The organism is Bacillus sp. FAU18, from assembly GCF_056033885.1.
In genome coordinates, this window is sequence record NZ_JBVYHZ010000003.1 from 1,796,561 (window position 1) to 1,813,282 (window position 16,722).

Sequence of the window (16,722 nt, forward strand, 5' to 3'; positions counted from 1 at the left end):
TAAAAGTAAATGAAAGCCTAGTGGATTGCGTTTTTGAATTTTCCGCCTCTCGTTTCATGAGTATTCATAATTGTTATGAATGCATTTTGATCAACTTCAAACACGATCGATTTGAGCTTTGTCACTTCCAGCCTTGTGACAACCGCGTAAATTACGTCTTTTTCTTCGTCCGTATATCCGCCTTTCCCCTTCAGCTTCGTTGTGCCCCGACCGAGACGGTGCAAAATCGCGTCGGAAATCTCATCATACTGCTCAGACACAATAATGACAGCTTTTGTTTCATCAAGCCCTTGGATCACGGCATCAATCGTTTTCATCGCAATATAATAAGTCATGAATGAGTACATCGCTTGCTCAGGACCGAACACAAAAACTGCCCAAATGAAAATGAACACATTGATGAACATAACGAACTCACCTACTGAAAACGGGAGTTTTTTGGTCAGCAAAATACCGAGAATTTCTGTACCATCCATTGAACCTCCGTTTCGAATAACAAGCCCGACGCCAAAGCCGAGTAAAAGACCTCCGAACACAGTAGCCAAAATAGGCTGGGTTGTGATGGCTTCTACATGGTGAAGTGAGGATTCAATAACGGCAAGCCCGACAATCCCTATAAACGTAGAGACTAGAAAGGTCTTACCGATATATTTATATCCGAAGATCATAAAAGGAATATTTAATATGACAACGAAAAAGGCGAAATTCAGAAAGGGGTTTGACATAAAGAGGTGGTCTAAAATAAGTGATACACCGATAATCCCGCCATCAATAAAATCATTGGGGATTAAAAATAATTCAATACTTACAGCCGCAGATGCAGCTCCTACCAGAATCATAAAGACCCTGAAAATAAAATGGGTAAATGTTTCTTTCTTATGTTGTTTTGTTGGGGTCATAAAATCTCCTTTCCTGCAATAACTATTTTAAATACATTATAAATCTATTTTACCATTAAACACTGACACATTTTACTGATTTGCCCATACATTAAGTCTGGAGGTGGAATGACCGATGATTTTATTTCAAAGAATTATTTTACAGCGGCTTAATCAGGCTACTGCTGACGATTTGCTGAAGTACTCAAAACAATACGGAATCAGCTTAACAAGGTCACAGGCCGTTGAAGTAGCGAACCTGTTATACGGGAAAAATGTAAACATCTTTAATGAAAGTGAACGAATGCGGCTGCTGAAACAAGTAGAGACGATTACATCGAAAGAAACAGCTCAAACAGTTAATGAACTATTCAAACAATTTACAAGCTAAAAAATGGGGGTGTTATCCCCCATTTTTTATTGCTGTAAAATCTTTTCGAGCAATGTATCATCAAATTGTTTTTCTTTCAGCATTTCAATCTCAAAACGGTATGGCGGTTTTTTGTTCTTTTTATCTTCACCGACATATGGTGTTTCAAGAATTTTTGGAATGTCTTTTAACTGCTCATGGTGAACAACATATTGCAGTGCGTCAAAACCAATTTCACCAAAGCCAATATTTTCATGGCGGTCTTTTCTCGCACCTTTGACATTTTTGCTGTCATTGATATGAAGCACTTTAATACGGTCAATGCCAATGATTTTATCGAACTCATTCAGCACTCCGTCAAAGTCTTCAACAATGTTATACCCGGCATCATGTGTATGGCATGTATCAAAGCACACTGACAGCTGCTCATTGTGTGTAACGCCTTCGATAATCAGTGCAAGCTCCTCAAAGCTTCTGCCGCATTCTGATCCTTTTCCAGCCATTGTTTCTAATGCAATCTGGACATTTTGATTCGGATCAATCACTTCATTTAAGCCTTCAATAATTTTTTTGATGCCGGCTTCAGCTCCTGCCCCTACGTGAGCGCCAGGATGAAGGACAATTTGCTTCGCTCCGATGGCCGCTGTCCGTTCAATTTCTGAACGAAGAAAATCAACACCCAGCTCAAAAGTGGACGGATTTGTCGTGTTGCCAATATTAATAATATAAGGCGCGTGTACGATAATCTCGTCAATGCCGTTTTCTTGCATATGTGCCCGGCCTGCTTCTATATTTAAGTCTTCAATTTTCTTTCGGCGCGTATTTTGCGGTGCGCCTGTATAGATCATAAACGTATTCGCCCCATAAGAGACTGCTTCCTGGCTTGCAGCCAGAAGCATATGTTTTCCGCTCATAGAGACGTGTGAGCCTATTCTCAACAACAGGTTCCCCTACTTTCTTTTCTTAGATTGGTTTCTTCTCTGTTTTTTCTTGATTTTCTCCATCTCATAGCTCATTTTCTTTTTATACCCAGGCTTAACCTTCTTAGGCTTTTTCACGAGACGATGAGCAATTTCATCCGCTTCATTCGGCGTTTTTTTACGCTTTTTGCGGCGCTGACGGTCATCGCCTTTTTTCCATTCGCCCTTTTCAAGCTCTAAGTAATCAAATTCGATGCCCATTTTTTCAAGTCTTACTAATGCATCCTCATCAGTAAGTTCATAAATGGTCATCGCTTGTCCTGATGAGCCGGCACGAGCCGTTCTGCCCACACGGTGGACATAGAAATCGAGATCATCCGGCAGCTCATAGTTGATAACATGGCTGACACCTTTAATATCAATGCCTCTTGCGGCAAGGTCAGTTGCAATGACATAAGTGAATTCCAAATCATTGATCTGCTTCATGACTTTTTTCCGCTCACGTGGTGTTAATCCGCCGTGCAGCAAGCCGATTTTCATGCCTTTGCCAGTCAGATACTGGGCAATATGGTCAGCCGTATTTTTCGTGTTGGCAAACACAATCCCCAGGTATGGATTCAAATGCGACATGATGTCAAAAAGGAGCTTGTCCTTGTCACGATGTTTCGAAGGAATGAGGATATGCTCGATTTTCGCAGCAGTCACCTGTTTTGGCTCCACATGGGCGTATTTCGGATTTTCCATGTATTTCTTCAAAAATGGTTTCAGCTTTTCCGGTATGGTCGCTGAGAACACAAGCATTTGCAGATCCTCAGGCATGCGGGAACCGATGTAATCTACATCTGCAAGGAATCCCATGTCCAGCATTAAATCCGCTTCATCAATAACAAGAGATTCCGCTTTATGAACACTTAACGCCTGTTCTTTGATTAAGTCAGCAATCCGTCCGGGTGTACCGACAACAAGATGCGGCTGTATTTTCAATTTATCAATTGATTTTTGTTTATCAGTGCCTCCGATAAAACATTTCGAGCGAATCTGACTGCCTTCCTCACCCTGCGTGATTTTAAGCGCTTCCTGATAAATCTGGTTGGCTAGCTCTCTTGTCGGAGCCGTAATGACTACCTGAACGACATCCTTAGCAGGATCGATTTTGTTTAATAAAGGCAGTAAATAAGCGTGAGTCTTTCCAGTACCCGTCTGAGACTGGCCGATGACGCTTTCTTTTTTTAACACTGCAGGAATCAGCCTTTTCTGGATATCAGTCGGTTCGTAAAAACCAAGGCGATGTACTGCATCTATAATAAATGGTTTCAATTCATAAAGTTCAAATTTCGTTTCTTTCATTTTTCCCAGCTCCTTAAAGCGGCACATTATGTGTCCATCATCACATTATACCCGATTTTGCTTAAAAACACCACGTTTGCAAGGTGTTTGTTTTATTCAGTTATGTAAAGCAAATACCGCAGCCCATGCATATTCTAATAGCAGAGAGAGCTGAAAGGAGGTACAAGTATGTTTTCACCGCAGCAGCCAATGAGAAATTACCCACAGCCCGGACCGCCCCGCCCCATGCCAAATCAGCGAATGATGGGCAGAAGACCGCCTAATATGCGAGGACCTTCATTTGGAGCACAGCAGCAAGGTTTTCAGCAAGCCGGACAATTTCTTCCTCAGGCAAATGCCGGAGCGAGAAATGGTGCAGGTGCAGGCGGAGGCTTAAAAGGAATGCTGTCAAGGTTCCTACCCGGCGGAGGAGGCGCTGGCAGCGCCGGAGTTTCTGGAATTCCAGGAGCAGGTGCAGCAGCGAGCGGAGGTGCCGGCCTGCAAGGCATTCAAAATATCGCCAATCCTGCATCATTATCCAGTATGCTTGGAAATGTGCAAAAAGTACTCGGCATGGCGCAGCAAGTCACCCCTATGATCCAGCAGTACGGCCCATTAGTCCGCAATCTGCCAGCAATGATGAAGCTGTACAGCCAATTAAGTAAAAGTGATGAAACTGAGACAGAGGCCAATGAGGAAAGTGAAAAACAATCCGTTTCAGAAGAATCATCAGAAAAAGAGACTGAAACAAAAACCTCAGATGGGAACAAAAAATCAAAACCAAAAAGTTCTTCTCTCCCAAAGAAATCTAAAACAACTGACAATAAAGAACAAGAATCAAAAACATCTGCCCCGAAGAAAAAGGAAGCTGCCTCTCCTGCTCCGAAAAGAACATCAGGCAGTTCAAAACCGAGATTATATATTTAACATTCTTTGATATCTGAAGTGAGATTGGCTATAATGAGATCAGAAGAATGCAAGAATAGAGCCGTTTGATTACGGCTTTTTATATTGCCTTTACTCACTTCAGTATTGGAGGACAACCAAAAATGGACGTAATTAAAATTTCACCGCGCGGCTATTGCTATGGTGTTGTTGATGCTATGGTCATTGCCAAAAATGCGTCACTAGATAAAAGCTTGCCAAGACCCATCTATATACTCGGGATGATTGTTCATAATAAACACGTCACTGATGCGTTTGAAGAGGAAGGGATTTTTACATTGGACGGCTCTAACCGTCTGGACATCTTAAAGCAGGTTGACAAAGGAACTGTCATTTTCACTGCGCACGGTGTTTCTCCCGAAGTCAGAAGAATCGCAGAAGAAAAAGGGTTAGTCGCAATTGATGCTACATGTCCGGATGTGACGAAAACTCATAATCTAATCTTAGAGATGAAAGAAAAAGGATATCACGTGATCTATATCGGCAAAAAAGGGCATCCAGAGCCTGAGGGAGCCGTTGGCGTAGCGCCAGAGATCGTTCACTTAGTTGAAACAGAAGAAGATGTAAAGAACCTTGATATCCAAGCAGAGAAGTTAATCGTGACGAATCAAACAACAATGTCTCAATGGGATGTTCACGACATTATGGAGCTTGTCAAAGAAAAATATCCTCATGTCGAATATCACCAAGAGATTTGCCTCGCTACTCAAGTGCGGCAGGAAGCTGTATCAGAGCAGGCAAAAAAAGCGGACTTAACAATCGTTGTCGGAGACCCGAAAAGCAACAATTCAAATAGGCTTGCTCAAGTGTCAGAGGAAATAGCCGGGACAAAAGCATACCGGATCGGCGACTTAAGCGAACTGAAGCTCGAATGGCTGAAAGGCGTTAATACCGTTGCAGTTACAGCGGGAGCTTCAACACCGACGCCGATCACAAAAGAAGTCATTCGCTTTTTAGAGCAGTTTGATCACGAAGATCCATCAACTTGGACAACTGAACATAATATACCGCTCAAAAAAATACTTCCAAAAGTAAAAGCAAAAAACTGAGGCTGTAAAAGCCTCAGTTTTTTTATAGAAATGTAAATGGATTTGTATCTGTTTCAGAAACAAAGATATTCACGTCAAACTTTTTATTACACATTGATGTCAGTTTTCTCGTGACGCCTTCTTTCATGATTTTTTCCGCGTAATGGCCCGGATCAACCACATTTAGGCCAAGCATCATCGCATCATGGGCCACATGGAAGTATAAATCTCCTGTGACGTAAACATCGGCTCCCTTTCGTTTTGCATGATGAATATACTTGTTTCCATCTCCCCCAAGAACAGCTACCTTTTTCACCATGCTGTCAGCATCCCCCACCATTCTGACACCATTGACGTCAAGCTTGTCTTTCACAAATAAAGCGAATTCCTTAAGCGTCATCTCATTTTTAAGGGTTCCGACACGGCCGAGCCCTTTTTCGGCGGGAGTCTGTTCGACAGGATAGATATCGTAAGCGACTTCTTCATATGGATGGCTTTTTATCATTGCATTGATAACAGCTTTTTCGATGCTTTTAGGAAATACAGTCTCAAGTCTTACTTCATGAACAAGCTCAAGCTCTCCCACTTCACCGATAAAAGGCTTGGCTCCATCCAATGGCTTAAAGCTGCCGATCCCTTCAGATGAAAACGCGCAATGGCTGTATTCACCGATATGGCCGGCCCCCGCATTTCCGAGCGCGGCTCTGACCTGCTCTTCATATTCCTTCGGCACGTATACTGCCAGCTTTTTCAGAGGATCCGTATAAGTAGGTGCCAGCACTTCCGTCTCACTCAGCTCTAATGCTTCAGCAAGCAAATCATTCACGCCGCCGTCCGCAACGTCTAAATTTGTATGAGCTGCATAAACAGCAATATCATGCTTCAAACACTTTTCAATTAACCTTCCGGCAGGCTGATCTGTTGAAATATGCTTTAGCGGCCGGAAAATAGGAGGATGATGTGCAATAATCAAGTCAACCTCTTTTTCAATCGCTTCATCGATAACGCTCTCTAACACATCAAGTGTAACCATCACATTTTTAATTGGTTTGTTTAAAGTGCCGATTTGCAGGCCGATTTTATCTCCTTCAACCGCATAGGCTTTCGGGGAAAATTGTTCAAACAGCTGGATGATCTGCTGCCCATTTACACTTTTAGCCATGATCGATTACCTCCTTTAACAGCTCCATTCGATCGGAGAGCTCCTTTAATTTTTGTTTGTTTTGCTCTGTATCCGCCGCTTGGCTAATCTGTTCATAAATGCTTTGAGTGTGCTGAAGCTCTTGTGTCCACTTTTTCAAAAAGACAGCATTTTTTTCTTTTGCCAAGAAAGGGCCGACGAGCATCCCGGCTGATAAAGAAATACCGTCATAAGCCGCATCCCTGTCTCCCGCTTCTGCTACCAGCACCTCATAGCACTTTCCGTCCTCTTCAAGGATTACCTCATCTATCAGCGCATATCCTTCTTTATAAAGCCACTCCCTGATATGAACAGCATGAATATTCGGCTGTAAAATGAGCCGTTCCTTCCCCGTTAATTTGTCTTTGCCCGCTTCTAAAATGTGAGCGATCAAAGCCCCGCCCATTCCGGCAATCGTAATGGCATCAGCTTCACCTTTTTTAATCACTTCCAGTCCGTCTCCCTGCCTTACAGAAATGTGCGAGTTTAAGCCTGATTTTTCAACCTGCCGCTTTGCAGACAAAAATGGGCCGTCTGTTATTTCTCCGGCAATCGCCCCGCTGGCTTTATGATTCAGCACCGCATAACAAGGAAGGTATGCGTGATCAGAGCCGATATCGGCCATCACCGCTCCATTCGGTATGTACTCCGCTACTGTTTGCAATCGTTTAGATAATTTTAATTCGTTCACTTGTCATCACAACTTTTCTCAATCATTTTTTCCTTTACTATCATATAAAAAATCAGCCCGGAATCCAAGCTGAAGCAAATGATTTTGAGATTATTTCTTTTGATGCGAGTCTGCACGCGGCAGTCAAAAATAAAAGGCTGTCGAGAACATCTCGGCGGCCTGTGAATGTATAAAGAGAAAAATGGTTCTTTTATTTAATTTTTGACACCCACTCTGCCATATCATCCAGCTTATCGGCCGGAACAAGACCGGAAGGCATTCCATTACCGCCTTTTTCGATCTTTGTTTTAATTTCAGCGACATTTTTCTTATCCCCTACACCTTTTAAGCTAGGACCCGAAACACCTTCATAATTTTCACCGTGGCATGCGATGCAGTTTGCCTTGTAAATTTCTTCTGGTGAAGCGTTTGCATCTTTCTTTTCAGCAGATTTGCTTTCTCCTCCGCTCGCAATCTCCCGAGAGTCATCAAGTCCTTTTACTGATAAAAAGAAAGTTAGACCAATTCCTAAAACAGCGATCAGCAAAAATGGAATAAGCGGGTTCCATTTCATTTCCCTTCCCCCTTTTTGATCCTTCCCCCTATGTAAACACTTCTAATTCTAACTTATTTTTACAAAAAGTAAATGGATTGCTATACAAAAGTTTTTTATTCACACTTTATACAAAATTGAATAGAAACATGCCTAAATCTCTAATATCCTTTTTATTCTATTGTATAATGTATTGTATACGCTTACAATAGAAAATATGGAATTAGATTTTGAAATTTTTCACCACAATGTCCATTTGCAAATGACATCATTTTTCAGTAAAATAAAGGCATATTATCCATATATCTTTTTAAAAAAAGAAGAACGGATCTTCAAGACCCGTTCCATCTTATTCGAGGAAATCTTTCAAACGTTTACTTCTGCTAGGATGTCTTAGTTTCCGCAACGCTTTGGCTTCGATTTGTCGAATACGCTCTCTCGTTACTCCAAATACTTTGCCGACCTCTTCTAATGTTCTTGTACGGCCGTCATCAAGACCGAATCGAAGACGCAATACATTTTCTTCACGATCAGTTAACGTATCAAGCACATCTTCCAGCTGCTCTTTCAATAGCTCGTATGCGGCGTGGTCAGAAGGTGAAGTTGCTTCTTGGTCTTCAATGAAATCACCAAGGTGCGAGTCATCCTCTTCACCGATTGGTGTTTCCAGCGATACCGGCTCTTGAGCAATCTTTAAGATTTCGCGTACTTTTTCAGGCGTTAAATCCATATCTTCCGCAATTTCTTCAGGTGTTGGTTCTCTGCCTAAGTCTTGCAGTAATTGACGCTGCACACGGATTAATTTATTAATGGTTTCAACCATATGAACGGGAATCCGGATCGTTCTCGCCTGATCGGCAATGGCGCGTGTAATCGCCTGTCTGATCCACCACGTAGCATACGTACTGAATTTATAACCTTTGCGATAATCAAATTTTTCAACGGCTTTCATCAGTCCCATGTTTCCTTCCTGGATCAGGTCAAGGAACAGCATACCGCGTCCGACATACCGTTTTGCGATACTGACAACAAGCCGCAGGTTCGCTTCAGCCAATCTGCGTTTAGATTCTTCGTCACCTTCTTCAATCTTTTGAGCGTAGGCGATTTCTTCTTTTGCAGAAAGAAGGTTAACCCGACCGATTTCCTTTAAATACATACGAACTGGGTCATTGATTTTAACACCAGGCGGTACACTTAGGTCATTAAGGTCAAACTCTTCTTCGGCTTTGGCAAGCTGCTGAATATTAGGATCTTCTGTTTCTTCATTCTCACTAATTAATTCAACACCTTGTTCACCTAAAAATTCATAATACTCATCCATTTGGTCTGATTCAATTTCAAAGCTGGACATACGCTCAGCAATTTCTTCATATGTCAAAACGCCACGTTTTTTACCAGACTCTGTTAATTGCTCTTTTACTTGGTCGAATGTTAATTCTGTCTCGTGGGTTTGTTTATCAGCCATTATGGATCCCTCCTTCCAAAGCTTGCAACGAATTCTATAAGCGGTATGATTCTTATTCGGTCCATTCAGGCGTTTTCTATGTGAACTGCCTTTAACAATGTGCGAATAATGAAATGACAATTCATGATGAGGTTAAGCGATCTATTTGCTCCTCCGCAAGGAATCATTGCCAATAAATGCTCCTCATCAGTTCTCCAGTTATTTTAAAGATCGGTTCAATGTAACGATTTCTTGAGCCAGAGAAGCAGCTCTTAAAAAATCTTTTTGCCTTTCGGCTTCGGCTCTTTCCGCCTCTTTTTCTTTTATCATTGACCAATTTCTTTGATTCAACACTTTTTTTACATAATCTGATAACTCGGCTTCGCTAAGCTCTTGATTAACCTGAAGCATTAATATATCAGACAAGAGCTGGCTTATATGATCATCCGTCACCCTGGCCATCAGATGCTGAGGCGTCAGCTCGGCTCCCTCTTCATAAAAAGCATAAAGATAGGCGGCTAATGCCCGGTGCTCATCAATATTAAATTGAAACCCTACCCGGTCAATCACTTTTTTGATGACGCTCCGATCTCGAAGCATGTGAGCGAGTAACAGCCTTTCTGCATTTTCATACGCCGGACGCAAACGTTTTTGCCTTGCTTTTGTCGTCAGATGCGCTCGCCGCGTTTTTGTTTCACCGCTATTGTCAGCAGGTTTGTTTTGCTTGCTGAAAACAGACAGCTGCTCAGTTAAAGACTCCTGTGAAAGCGAAAACTCTGAAGCAAGCTGCTTTACATAGACTTCCTGCTCTAGAGACCCTGAAAGCGTGCTGATTTCTTTCAGTACGTCTTTAATGTAAGCTAGTCGGTCGCCTTCATCGGACAGGTTTTTTCCTTTTCGGAAATATTGCATTTTGAACGCCATTACGGTGACACTGGCATCAATAATGTCGTTTTTAAATTTTTCCCCGCCGAATTTTTTGATGTAATCATCAGGGTCCAATCCGTCAGGAATCATTGCAACTCTGACTTTGCAGCCTTTTTTTTGCAGAAGCTCCGAAGCTTTTAAGGTGGCTTCATAACCGGCTTTATCAGAGTCATAGCAAAGAATGATTTCTTCGACGTTTCTTCTCAGGATCTTGACATGATCATCTGTAAGAGACGTTCCCATCGTGGCTATGCTTTCTTTTACACCCGAGCTTACGGCCGATATGACATCAGCAAACCCTTCAAATAAGACTGCTCTTTCCTGCTTTCTGATATGAATGCGGGCCTTATAAAAATTGTAAAGCAGTTTACTTTTATGAAAGAGCGGGGTTTCAGGACTGTTCATATACTTAGGCTGCTGGCTGCCAAGAGCCCTGCCTGAGAAAGCAACAACAGCCCCGTGATGATCATGGATCGGAAACATGACACGGTTTCTGAAGCGGTCGAAATATCCGCTTCCGTCTTCGCGTCTGATCAGGAGACCCGCTTTTTCCATTTGCGCCTCACTAAATCCCCTCTTTACAAGGAATTTCGTAATAAAGTCCCAAGAATCAAGAGCATAGCCAATCTGAAATTCATCAATCAGCTCTTTCGTAAAGCCCCTAGAAAGCAGATAATCCAGTGCCTCTTGACCTTCTTTTGTATTTATTAACAAATGATGGTAAAATTTCTTCAGGAGCTCATGTGCCTCAGCCATTTTTTGTTCTCCAGAAGACTCTGGCCGGGCTCCGGAATGGACTGTTATATCATCTGGAAAATCAATTTGGTATTTGTCAGCAAGGTGAGAAACCGACTCGGCAAAAGAATAGCCTTCCATCTGCCTTAAAAAAGAGAAAACATTGCCGCCCGCTCCGCAGCCAAAGCAATGAAAAATCTGTTTGTCGGGCGATACGGAAAACGAAGGTGTGCTTTCTCCATGAAAAGGACAGAGTCCAAAGTAGTTTCGGCCTTGCTTCTTTAATTGAACATAATCACCTATGACTTCAACGATATCTGCCGACTTTTGCACCTGATCCACAATTTCATCTGGTATCCGATTTCCCATCTTATAACACTCCGTCGTACATTATTCGATGCTTTAGTGCAAAATCCCTTCATCGTTCGACAGGATTTTTTGCAGCAGTGCAATAAATCGTTCTCGATCTTCTTTATTCAATTTTTTAGGCCCTTTGGCATATACGCCTTTTCTTCTTTGTTTGCCGGAAAAATGACGGCCCTCTAGAGCAAAATCAATCGTGTCTTCTTTGTAAAGACGACCTCTTTCCGACATAACAGAGACATTTCTGTTCAACAGCAGAGATGCTAATCCGATGTCCTGCGTCACAACGATATCTCCCGGTTTTACGTGATTTGCGATATATAAATCAGCAGCTTCTTTATGAGGATCAACATACTTCCATTTTTCTTCATTGCTTCTGGAAAGCTGATAATGTTCAAATGAAGCGACAAAAAGAACTTGAACTTCATACTCGGATGCTGTTTGTAAAATTTCATCTTTTACCGGACAAGCATCAGCATCGACAAAAATCGTCTTTTCTTGTTCATTAAGAAGAGTAATTCTCCATCCCTCCATTAAACTCCTGCATAAAAGCAAGCAAAATCGCACATCCTTTATTATTGTGGATGTATATGAATTTGTCGAAAAATTTCCGGGAGAAATTCTTGACATCTTACCCATAATAGTTTATTCGTATCACACGATCCTTAAACCTAAAATTAATCATTTTATCACAATTTTTTATTATAATACAAACTTCACAAAGATGCTATTGTTTTTCATTATTCCCTTTTGGCACAGCCAAAAACCCAGGATAGAGCGTCCTGAGTTATATGTTTTTTGTTTTGAGATGATGGATAATATTTGCTGTTTCCTCAACCGCTTTATTTGAAACATCAACAACCTGGCAGCCGATCCGATCCACAATCTTTTCAAAATACTCGAGTTCCTCTTTGATTCTATTGATATTTGCATAAATCGCTTTATCATTAAGCCCGAGTGATTTTAAGCGTTCTTTTCTGATATGATTCAGTTTATCAGGGCTAATCTTTAAACCGATGCATTTTTTCGGATCAACGTTAAAGAGTTCTTCCGGCGGATCAACCTCTGGTACAATCGGAACATTGGCAACCTTCAGGCGTTTGTGTGCGAGATATTGAGACAGCGGTGTTTTAGACGTTCTTGACACGCCGATCAAAACGATATCAGCTTTTAAAATCCCTCTTGGATCACGTCCATCATCGTATTTAACTGCAAACTCGATGGCCTCCACTTTTTTGAAATAATCTTCATCAAGTTGGCGCACCCGCCCCGGTTCGTATTTCGCTGTTAAACCGTAGGCTGTTTCCATTTTATCAATCAACGGGCCGATAATATCATAATATAAAACATTTGCTTTTTCCGCTTCGGCTATCAAATATTCTCTGATTTCCGGCACCACGAGTGTAAAACAGATAATGCCCCCGTCTGCCTTTGCAAGTGAAATCACTTCATTGATAGTGCCTATATCTTCAACATAAGGAATTCTTCTTACATGAGTATCATCCGCCGATCCGTTAAATTGGCTGAGTGCTGCTTTCACTACCAATTCAGCCGTTTCACCGACGGAATCCGATACAACATAGATGATGCGGTTATTCATATTATCCCCCCGTTAGTTTGCAATCTTATAGGATTTCATTTTCAGATAAACTGACAAGTATTTTGGTCATATTTGTTTTTGTCACTCTGCCGATCACTTCAAAGCCTTTATCGGTGTCTTTGATGACAGGAAGTGCATCAATTTGTTTTTCTATTAAGTGCTTTGCAATGTCCATCACATAATCCTCGCGTCTGCACACCGTAATGTTCGGCATCCTTGTCATGATGATGTGAACAGGGACCGATGTAAGCTCCTGCTGGCCAATGCTCGCTCTGAGCAAGTCTTTTCGTGAAAGCACCCCGACTAAAACAGCATCGCGGTCCACCACAAACAGAGTACCTACATCTTCTAAAAACATGGTGCAAATCGCATCGTACACAGAAACGTTTTCGTGAATCACTACGGGGATAGATTGAAAGTCTTTCACCTGAAGCTTTTTGAGTTTATCCGCCAAAAGCTGCGTGCCGGTTTTTCCCGTATAGAAATAACCGACTCTCGGGCGCGCCTCGAGGAATCCTGACATGGTGAGTATGGCTAAATCCGGGCGCAATGTCGCCCTGGTTAGGTTCAGCTTTTCTGCAATATGCTCCCCTGTAATCGGCCCGTTTTCTTTTACAATCTGCAAAATATGTTCTTGCCGTTTATTTAGTTCGATCGTACTCACCACCTTTTCACTTCATAGCTATGTAAAGAAATAATAATCCATATTATAACGTAAATATCTTGTAATCAAACAAAAAACTTATAAATGGGGAAAAGACGATTACCGATCACACAGCAACCGCCTTTTCTCTCTTTATTTTACAATAAGGGCATTCATATTCGCAAAGGACTTGATCTCATCCGCCAAGCTTACCATTTGCGCTAAACGATTTGCCTTTAATGACTCATTATCCGCTATAACCATTGTATGATCGAAGTAAGCATCGATCGGTTCTTTTAAGGCTGCAAGTGAAGCAAGCGCCGCCTCATAATCTTTTTTGCTGAAGTTTTCCTGCAGATTTTGCTTCGCTGTTTGGTAGGCATCAAACAGTTTTGCTTCGTATTCATTTTCAAACAGATCAGACTGAATGTCTCCGCGGACTCCTTTTTTGCTGATAGAGATCACTCGGCCTAACGCTTCGGCTGTTTCCTTAAAACCAGGTGCACCAAGCTTTTGCTCCAGTACTTGTGCTTTATGCAGCGCAGAGTACGGCTCAAGCTCAGAGCTTTCCAGCACGGCGTCAATGACATCATGTCTGATTTGTTCAGCATTCAAGACATATTTCAAGCGCTGAGTGAAGAAATCCAGCAGTTCATTTTCTTTATCGGTTTGTACGAAAGTTAGCAGCTCTTCAAATGAAATTCCCCAGTTGCGGTCAAGAAGAATCGCAACAATACCGCTTGCTTGGCGGCGCAGTCCGTAAGGGTCCTGGGAACCGGTCGGAATTACGCCGATAGAGAAGAATGAAGCGATTGTGTCAAGCTTATCCGCCATTGCTACAACAGCTCCGGTGAAAGTAGAAGGCGTTTCTCCGCCCGCTGATCTAGGCATATAATGTTCATTAACTGCCGCAGCCACAGCTTCATCTTCGCCAAGCATTCTCGCATACTTTTCGCCCATAATTCCTTGAAGTTCAGGGAATTCATATATCATATGCGTCACAAGGTCGAATTTAGAAATTTCAGCAGCCCGTTTCACATGTTTTAATGTATCTTCATCAGCCTGAAGACGAACGGCAAGTTTCTCTGCGATTGATGTGACTCTTCTAACCTTATCAGCAAGAGAACCAAGCTCTTCATGGAAAACGATATTTTCAAGCTTCTTCACATTTGCATCAATGTTTAGTTTCTGATCTTCCTTGTAGAAGAATGAAGCATCAGATAAACGTGCGCGCAGCACTTTTTCATTGCCTCGGGCCACATTTTCAATCGCGTGGCTGTTGCCGTTTCGGACTGTGATAAAGTGAGGCAGCAGGTCACCGTTTTTGTCTTTGACAGGGAAGTAGCGCTGATGCTCTTTCATTGTTGTGACAAGCACTTCTTCAGGAATTGACAGAAACTCGGATTCAAATGAACCGTAAAGAGCTGTCGGGTATTCTACTAAATGATTCACTTCATCAAGAAGGTCTTCGTCAACTGGAATGCTCCAATTGTTTTCATCAGCCATTGTTTCCAGCTGAGATTGAATCATTTGCTTTCGGACGCTAGGATCAGCAATAACATGCTGCCCTTTGAGCTGCTCTTCATAAGCTGAAGGTGATTCAATTGACACTTCATGTCCGAGGAAACGATGTCCCTGTGTTGTCCGTCCAGACTCAACGTTTGTGATCGAAAATGGAATGACATCCTGTCCAAATAATGCGACAATCCATTTGATCGGTCGGATATAACGCAAATCTTCATTTCCCCAGCGCATGTTTTTCGGGAAATGCAAGCTTGTAATTAAACCGCTCAGTTCCGGCAGAAGCGACTTCGTTTCTTGGCCGGCTTGGAATTTTTGCACGAATACATACTCTATGCCTTTTACTTCTTTAATGTACAGGTCTTCCACATTCGCGCCTTGGCCTTTTGAAAAGCCGATTGCCGCTTTTGTCCAGTTCCCGTCCGCATCAAGGGCAATTTTTTTCGCAGGCCCTTTTGCTTCTTCTTTTATATCATCCTGCTTTTCTGCGACATCCTTAACGAACACAGCAAGACGTCTCGGTGTATTGAAGAGTTTCACTTCACCGTGAGTAATATTTTTTTCTTTAAGCCAGCCTGTCAGCTTGTCGCCAAGCTGAACCATGCTTTCATTCAAAAAGCGCGCCGGCATTTCCTCTAATCCGATCTCTAAAAGTAAATCCTGTTTACTCATGAGAAGAACCCTCCCCTTTAAGCATTGGGAACCCTAGTTTTTCTCGTTCCTCATAATAGGTTTTTGCTACTTTTCTAGCTAAATTCCGCACTCTTGCGATATAGCCCGTCCGCTCGGTAACAGAGATCGCACCTTTGGCGTCAAGCAGATTGAAGGTGTGCGAGCATTTCAGCACATAGTCATATGCTGGATGAACAAGTCCGTTATCCATTTGCTTGATCGCTTCTTTTTCATATGTGCTGAACAATTGGAACAGCATATCGACGTCTGATGTTTCAAACGTATAAACAGAATGCTCATATTCGGCCATCATGAATAAATCTTTTACTGTAAACCCTGACGTCCATTCCAAGTCAAACACGTTTTCTTTATCCTGGATATAAGACGCGAGACGCTCAATTCCATACGTAATCTCTACAGAAACGGGTTTACACTCTAATCCTCCGACCTGCTGGAAATACGTAAATTGTGTTATTTCCATTCCGTCAAGCCAAACTTCCCAGCCTAGACCCGCGCAGCCTAAAGACGGATTCTCCCAGTTGTCTTCAACAAAGCGAATATCGTGCTCAAGCGGATCAATTCCAAGAGCACGCAAGGAATCCAAATACAACTCTTGAATGTTATCAGGAGACGGTTTAATAATGACCTGAAACTGATGATGCTGATACAGTCTGTTCGGGTTCTCCCCGTAGCGGCCGTCTGCAGGACGTCTGGAAGGCTCTACATAAGCCACTTTCCACGGTTCAGGGCCGATACTGCGCAAAAATGTATACGGGCTCATCGTGCCGGCTCCTTTTTCTACATCGTAAGCCTGCATAAGCACACAGCCCTGACTGGACCAATGCTTTTGCAAGGTTAGAATCATGTCTTGAATATTCATTTCAAGCACCTCCACTTTTCTTTCATAAGTTGACTGCGGCAGCAACCAAAAAACTCCCGTCTCTATG

The 16,722-nt window shown here is 42.3% G+C and carries 16 protein-coding genes; 3 read left to right on the forward strand and 13 right to left on the reverse strand.

What is annotated here, in order from left to right:
* Positions 1-17: 17 nt before the first annotated feature.
* Positions 18-899, reverse strand: a complete 882-nt coding sequence (locus AC0OMU_RS09580) for a YitT family protein (protein WP_003230077.1) — start codon at positions 897-899, stop codon at positions 18-20.
* A 115-nt stretch (positions 900-1,014) separates the two neighbouring features.
* Between AC0OMU_RS09580 and AC0OMU_RS09585 the strand changes: the two genes are divergently transcribed.
* Positions 1,015-1,269: a DUF2624 domain-containing protein gene (locus tag AC0OMU_RS09585; RefSeq protein WP_003230076.1), complete on the forward strand. Its 255-nt coding sequence runs from the start codon at positions 1,015-1,017 to the stop codon at positions 1,267-1,269.
* 26 nt (positions 1,270-1,295) lie between these two features.
* Here AC0OMU_RS09585 and AC0OMU_RS09590 read toward each other — a convergent pair whose 3' ends face one another.
* The gene (locus tag AC0OMU_RS09590; RefSeq protein WP_015483442.1) at positions 1,296-2,189 is read right to left on the reverse strand and encodes a deoxyribonuclease IV; all 894 of its coding nucleotides are present in this window, start codon (positions 2,187-2,189) and stop codon (positions 1,296-1,298) included.
* Between the two features lie 9 nt (positions 2,190-2,198).
* Positions 2,199-3,515, reverse strand: a complete 1,317-nt coding sequence (gene cshB / locus AC0OMU_RS09595) for a DEAD-box ATP-dependent RNA helicase CshB (protein ID WP_015483443.1) — start codon at positions 3,513-3,515, stop codon at positions 2,199-2,201.
* 168 nt (positions 3,516-3,683) lie between these two features.
* Here cshB and AC0OMU_RS09600 point away from each other — a divergent pair, with 168 nt between their 5' ends.
* Positions 3,684-4,421, forward strand: coding sequence for a YqfQ family protein (locus AC0OMU_RS09600; protein WP_100506300.1), 738 nt, complete (start codon positions 3,684-3,686; stop codon positions 4,419-4,421).
* A 122-nt stretch (positions 4,422-4,543) separates the two neighbouring features.
* Entirely contained in the window at positions 4,544-5,488 is a 945-nt protein-coding gene (locus AC0OMU_RS09605; protein WP_014477361.1) for a 4-hydroxy-3-methylbut-2-enyl diphosphate reductase, read from the forward strand.
* Positions 5,489-5,510: 22 nt separating this feature from the next.
* Here AC0OMU_RS09605 and AC0OMU_RS09610 read toward each other — a convergent pair whose 3' ends face one another.
* The 10 genes from AC0OMU_RS09610 to glyQ all read right to left on the reverse strand — a co-directional run bounded on the left by AC0OMU_RS09610 (position 5,511) and on the right by glyQ (position 16,655).
* Positions 5,511-6,629 carry a Nif3-like dinuclear metal center hexameric protein gene (locus AC0OMU_RS09610; RefSeq protein WP_474241119.1) on the reverse strand — a complete coding sequence of 373 codons (1,119 nt, stop codon included), beginning with the start codon at positions 6,627-6,629 and terminating at the stop codon, positions 5,511-5,513.
* Positions 6,622-7,272 (reverse strand): tRNA (adenine(22)-N(1))-methyltransferase TrmK, encoded by a 651-nt coding sequence (gene trmK / locus AC0OMU_RS09615; protein WP_014480286.1) that lies wholly within the window; start codon positions 7,270-7,272, stop codon positions 6,622-6,624. The genes AC0OMU_RS09610 and trmK overlap by 8 nt, the downstream gene beginning before the upstream one ends.
* Positions 7,273-7,528: 256 nt before the next feature.
* Complete coding sequence (gene cccA / locus AC0OMU_RS09620) at positions 7,529-7,891, reverse strand: cytochrome c550 (RefSeq protein WP_474241120.1); 363 nt, start codon at positions 7,889-7,891, stop codon at positions 7,529-7,531.
* 328 nt (positions 7,892-8,219) lie between these two features.
* A complete protein-coding gene (gene rpoD, locus AC0OMU_RS09625; RefSeq protein WP_003226225.1) occupies positions 8,220-9,335 on the reverse strand; it encodes an RNA polymerase sigma factor RpoD in 1,116 nt (371 codons plus the stop codon).
* 198 nt (positions 9,336-9,533) lie between these two features.
* On the reverse strand, positions 9,534-11,345 hold the full coding sequence (gene dnaG, locus AC0OMU_RS09630) for a DNA primase (RefSeq protein ID WP_474241121.1): 1,812 nt from the start codon (positions 11,343-11,345) through the stop codon (positions 9,534-9,536).
* Positions 11,346-11,378: 33 nt separating this feature from the next.
* Positions 11,379-11,873 (reverse strand): YaiI/YqxD family protein, encoded by a 495-nt coding sequence (locus AC0OMU_RS09635; protein ID WP_015714278.1) that lies wholly within the window; start codon positions 11,871-11,873, stop codon positions 11,379-11,381.
* A 253-nt stretch (positions 11,874-12,126) separates the two neighbouring features.
* On the reverse strand, positions 12,127-12,939 hold the full coding sequence (locus AC0OMU_RS09640; RefSeq protein WP_003230064.1) for a pyruvate, water dikinase regulatory protein: 813 nt from the start codon (positions 12,937-12,939) through the stop codon (positions 12,127-12,129).
* Between the two features lie 25 nt (positions 12,940-12,964).
* Positions 12,965-13,603 (reverse strand): transcriptional regulator CcpN, encoded by a 639-nt coding sequence (gene ccpN, locus AC0OMU_RS09645; protein WP_003237058.1) that lies wholly within the window; start codon positions 13,601-13,603, stop codon positions 12,965-12,967.
* Positions 13,604-13,735: 132 nt separating this feature from the next.
* Complete coding sequence (glyS, locus tag AC0OMU_RS09650) at positions 13,736-15,775, reverse strand: glycine--tRNA ligase subunit beta (protein ID WP_474241122.1); 2,040 nt, start codon at positions 15,773-15,775, stop codon at positions 13,736-13,738.
* Positions 15,768-16,655 (reverse strand): glycine--tRNA ligase subunit alpha, encoded by an 888-nt coding sequence (glyQ, locus tag AC0OMU_RS09655; protein WP_003226213.1) that lies wholly within the window; start codon positions 16,653-16,655, stop codon positions 15,768-15,770. The genes glyS and glyQ overlap by 8 nt, the downstream gene beginning before the upstream one ends.
* Between the last annotated feature and the right edge of the window lie 67 nt (positions 16,656-16,722).